This window comes from Streptococcus sp. P25B114 (assembly GCF_053010325.1).
Genome location: NZ_JBRKNW010000036.1, coordinates 1 through 5,277 on the forward strand (window position 1 = coordinate 1; position 5,277 = coordinate 5,277).

Consider the following 5,277-nt stretch of genomic DNA (forward strand, 5'->3'; position numbering starts at 1 on the left):
CGCTAAGCGACTACCGTATCTAACAGGGGGCAACCCCCAACTACTTCAGGCGTTCTAGGGCTTAACTGCTGTGTTCGGCATGGGAACAGGTGTATCTCCTAGGCTATCGTCACTTAACTTCTGTTGAATGGAATTGTACTCGGACTAAAATCCTAGTGAAAAAGATAAACTTCCTAGAGTCTACAGACTCTGCGTCAGTTTCCTATTTTCTTACGGATTTCGTAACGCCCTCGTTACTTCACTTTATCCACTCAAAATTGAATATCTATATTCTAACAAGAAACAACCACGCTGTCAATATTGACTTCGTTGAATTTTTCTTATCTAGGATAAGTCCTCGAGCGATTAGTATTGGTCCGCTACATGTGTCGCCACACTTCCACTTCCAACCTATCTACCTGATCTTCTCTCAGGGCTCTTACTGACATAAAGTCATGGGAAATCTCATCTTGAGGTGGGTTTCACACTTAGATGCTTTCAGCGTTTATCCCTTCCCTACATAGCTACCCAGCGATGCCTCTGGCGAGACAACTGGTACACCAGCGGTAAGTCCACTCTGGTCCTCTCGTACTAGGAGCAGATCCTCTCAAATTTCCTACGCCCGCGACGGATAGGGACCGAACTGTCTCACGACGTTCTGAACCCAGCTCGCGTGCCGCTTTAATGGGCGAACAGCCCAACCCTTGGGACCGACTACAGCCCCAGGATGCGACGAGCCGACATCGAGGTGCCAAACCTCCCCGTCGATGTGAACTCTTGGGGGAGATAAGCCTGTTATCCCCAGGGTAGCTTTTATCCGTTGAGCGATGGCCCTTCCATACGGAACCACCGGATCACTAAGCCCGACTTTCGTCCCTGCTCGAGTTGTAGCTCTCGCAGTCAAGCTCCCTTATACCTTTACACTCTGCGATTGATTTCCAACCAATCTGAGGGAACCTTTGGGCGCCTCCGTTACCTTTTAGGAGGCGACCGCCCCAGTCAAACTGCCCGTCAGACACTGTCTCCGATAGGGATAACCTATCCGGGTTAGAGTAGCCATAACACAAGGGTAGTATCCCAACAGCGCCTCCTCCGAAACTGGCGTTCCGGAATCATCGGCTCCTACCTATCCTGTACATGTGGTACAGATACTCAATATCAAACTGCAGTAAAGCTCCATGGGGTCTTTCCGTCCTGTCGCGGGTAACCTGCATCTTCACAGGTACTAAAATTTCACCGAGTCTCTCGTTGAGACAGTGCCCAAATCATTACGCCTTTCGTGCGGGTCGGAACTTACCCGACAAGGAATTTCGCTACCTTAGGACCGTTATAGTTACGGCCGCCGTTTACTGGGGCTTCAATTCAGATCTTCGCTTACGCTAAACCCTCCTCTTAACCTTCCAGCACCGGGCAGGCGTCACCCCCTATACATCATCTTACGATTTAGCAGAGAGCTGTGTTTTTGATAAACAGTTGCTTGGGCCTATTCACTGCGGCTGCCTTTAAGACAGCACCCCTTCTCCCGAAGTTACGGGGTCATTTTGCCGAGTTCCTTAACGAGAGTTCTCTCGCTCACCTGAGGCTACTCGCCTCGACTACCTGTGTCGGTTTGCGGTACGGGTAGAGTATGATACAACGCTAGAAGATTTTCTCGGCAGTGTGACGTCACTAACTTCGCTACTAAACTTCGCTCCCCATCACAGCTCAATGTTACAGATACAAGCATTTGACTCATATCACACCTCACTGCTTAGACGGGCTCTTCCAATCGCCCGCTTTAGTTAGCCTACTGCGTCCCTCCATCACTTCATACTCTAGTACAGGAATATCAACCTGTTGTCCATCGGATACACCTTTCGGTCTCTCCTTAGGTCCCGACTAACCCAGGGCGGACGAGCCTTCCCCTGGAAACCTTAGTCTTACGGTGGATGGGATTCTCACCCATCTTGCGCTACTCATACCGGCATTCTCACTTCTATACGCTCCAGCGCTCCTCACGGTACACCTTCATCGCCTATAGAACGCTCTCCTACCATACCACATTGTGGTATCCACAGCTTCGGTAATATGTTTTAGCCCCGGTACATTTTCGGCGCAGGGTCACTCGACTAGTGAGCTATTACGCACTCTTTGAATGAATAGCTGCTTCTAAGCTAACATCCTAGTTGTCTGTGCAACCCCACATCCTTTTCCACTTAACATATATTTTGGGACCTTAGCTGGTGGTCTGGGCTGTTTCCCTTTCGACTACGGATCTTAGCACTCGCAGTCTGACTGCCGACCATAAATCATTGGCATTCGGAGTTTATCTGAAATCAGTAAACCGAGATGGCCCCCTCATCCAAACAGTGCTCTACCTCCAAGATTCTTAATGTCGACGCTAGCCCTAAAGCTATTTCGGAGAGAACCAGCTATCTCCAAGTTCGTTTGGAATTTCTCCGCTACCCACAAGTCATCCAAGCACTTTTCAACGTGCCCTGGTTCGGTCCTCCAGTGCGTCTTACCGCACCTTCAACCTGCTCATGGGTAGGTCACATGGTTTCGGGTCTACGTCATAATACTAATGCGCCCTATTAAGACTCGGTTTCCCTACGGCTCCGTCTCTTCAACTTAACCTCGCATCATAACGTAACTCGCCGGTTCATTCTACAAAAGGCACGCTCTCACCCATTAACGGGCTCGAACTTGTTGTAGGCACACGGTTTCAGGTTCTATTTCACTCCCCTTCCGGGGTGCTTTTCACCTTTCCCTCACGGTACTGGTTCACTATCGGTCACTAGAGAGTATTTAGGGTTGGGAGATGGTCCTCCCAGATTCCGACGAGATTTCGCGTGTCTCGCCGTACTCAGGATACTGCTAGGTATAAAGACTATTTCAAATACGAGGCTGTTACTCTCTTTGGCCTACCTTCCCAGGTAGTTCTTCTATACTCTTTAAGTCCACATTGCAGTCCTACAACCCCGAAGAGTAAACTCTTCGGTTTGCCCTCCTGCCGTTTCGCTCGCCGCTACTAAGGCAATCGCTTTTGCTTTCTCTTCCTGCAGCTACTTAGATGTTTCAGTTCACTGCGTCTTCCTTCTACTAGTCTTAACAACTAGTGATGACAGGCATCAACCTGCCGGGTTCCCCCATTCGGACATCTCTGGATCTACGCTCACTTACAGCTCCCCAAAGCATTTCGTCGTTTGTCACGTCCTTCATCGGCTTCTAGTGCCAAGGCATCCACCGTGCGCCCTTATTAACTTAACCTTATTAACCTAATTTTTTTCAAAAATTAGAAATTGTACTCAGACTAGAAAACTAGTGATTTAGATAAATCCTCTTGTAGTCCTAAGACTACTGCGATGATTTCCTAAAATCATACGTTTTCTTTAACGTCTTCGTAACTTAATTAAACTCATTAAATATTCACAGCGTTTTCGGTTTATTTTCTTGTTACTATTTCTATATGTACTTTCATACATAAAGGAATGTTTGATAGATATTCAATTTTCAATGGACAAGCTTAACAACTTCCGTTGTTAATGGAGCCTAGCGGGATCGAACCGCTGACCTCCTGCGTGCAAAGCAGGCGCTCTCCCAGCTGAGCTAAGGCCCCGTACACCTTATGTGTCTTGGGTAGGTTTTTAACAAAACCTCTCAAAATTAAAGAAGACTAACGTACAGGTTCCGTTTCCTTAGAAAGGAGGTGATCCAGCCGCACCTTCCGATACGGCTACCTTGTTACGACTTCACCCCAATCATCTATCCCACCTTAGGCGGCTGGCTCCTAAAAGGTTACCTCACCGACTTCGGGTGTTACAAACTCTCGTGGTGTGACGGGCGGTGTGTACAAGGCCCGGGAACGTATTCACCGCGGCGTGCTGATCCGCGATTACTAGCGATTCCGACTTCATGTAGGCGAGTTGCAGCCTACAATCCGAACTGAGACTGGCTTTAAGAGATTAGCTTGCCGTCACCGACTTGCGACTCGTTGTACCAGCCATTGTAGCACGTGTGTAGCCCAGGTCATAAGGGGCATGATGATTTGACGTCATCCCCACCTTCCTCCGGTTTATTACCGGCAGTCTCGCTAGAGTGCCCAACTAAATGATGGCAACTAACAATAGGGGTTGCGCTCGTTGCGGGACTTAACCCAACATCTCACGACACGAGCTGACGACAACCATGCACCACCTGTCACCTCTGCTCCGAAGAGAAACCCTATCTCTAGGGCGGTCAGAGGGATGTCAAGACCTGGTAAGGTTCTTCGCGTTGCTTCGAATTAAACCACATGCTCCACCGCTTGTGCGGGCCCCCGTCAATTCCTTTGAGTTTCAACCTTGCGGTCGTACTCCCCAGGCGGAGTGCTTAATGCGTTAGCTGCGGCACTGAGTCCCGGAAAGGACCCAACACCTAGCACTCATCGTTTACGGCGTGGACTACCAGGGTATCTAATCCTGTTCGCTCCCCACGCTTTCGAGCCTCAGCGTCAGTTACAGACCAGAGAGCCGCTTTCGCCACCGGTGTTCCTCCATATATCTACGCATTTCACCGCTACACATGGAATTCCACTCTCCCCTTCTGCACTCAAGTTTGACAGTTTCCAAAGCGTACTATGGTTAAGCCACAGCCTTTTACTTCAGACTTATCAAACCGCCTGCGCTCGCTTTACGCCCAATAAATCCGGACAACGCTCGGGACCTACGTATTACCGCGGCTGCTGGCACGTAGTTAGCCGTCCCTTTCTGGTAAGATACCGTCAAGTGAGAAACTTTCCACTCTTCTCACAGTTCTTCTCTTACAACAGAGCTTTACGATCCGAAAACCTTCTTCACTCACGCGGCGTTGCTCGGTCAGGGTTGCCCCCATTGCCGAAGATTCCCTACTGCTGCCTCCCGTAGGAGTCTGGGCCGTGTCTCAGTCCCAGTGTGGCCGATCACCCTCTCAGGTCGGCTATGTATCGTCGCCTTGGTGGGCCTTTACCCCACCAACTAGCTAATACAACGCAGGTCCATCTCATAGTGAAGCAGTTGCTCCTTTCAAGCATCTACCATGCGGTAAATACTGTTATGCGGTATTAGCTATCGTTTCCAATAGTTATCCCCCGCTATGAGGCAGGTTACCTACGCGTTACTCACCCGTTCGCAACTCATCCGGAAGAAGCAAGCTCCCTCCTTCAGCGTTCTACTTGCATGTATTAGGCACGCCGCCAGCGTTCGTCCTGAGCCAGGATCAAACTCTCATTAAAATTAGTTTGTCCGACTAAGCACTCTGGCTTATCCGTTTATTGTTTTTTTGTCATTGACGATTTATATT

At 49.3% G+C, this 5,277-nt stretch carries 1 tRNA gene and 3 rRNA genes; all 4 read right to left on the minus strand.

The features are described from left to right. Position 1 precedes the first annotated feature (1 nt). A 5S ribosomal RNA gene (rrf, locus tag ACVC7T_RS10795) occupies positions 2-117 on the minus strand. Positions 118-325: 208 nt separating this feature from the next. Then, positions 326-3,228, minus strand: a 23S ribosomal RNA gene (locus tag ACVC7T_RS10800). A gap of 276 nt (positions 3,229-3,504) precedes the next feature. Then, positions 3,505-3,577: transfer RNA gene (locus ACVC7T_RS10805), tRNA-Ala, on the minus strand. An 83-nt stretch (positions 3,578-3,660) separates the two neighbouring features. Continuing rightward, positions 3,661-5,209 (minus strand): 16S ribosomal RNA (locus tag ACVC7T_RS10810). The 16S, 23S and 5S rRNA genes sit together here with 1 tRNA gene alongside, the layout of an rRNA operon. Between the last annotated feature and the right edge of the window lie 68 nt (positions 5,210-5,277).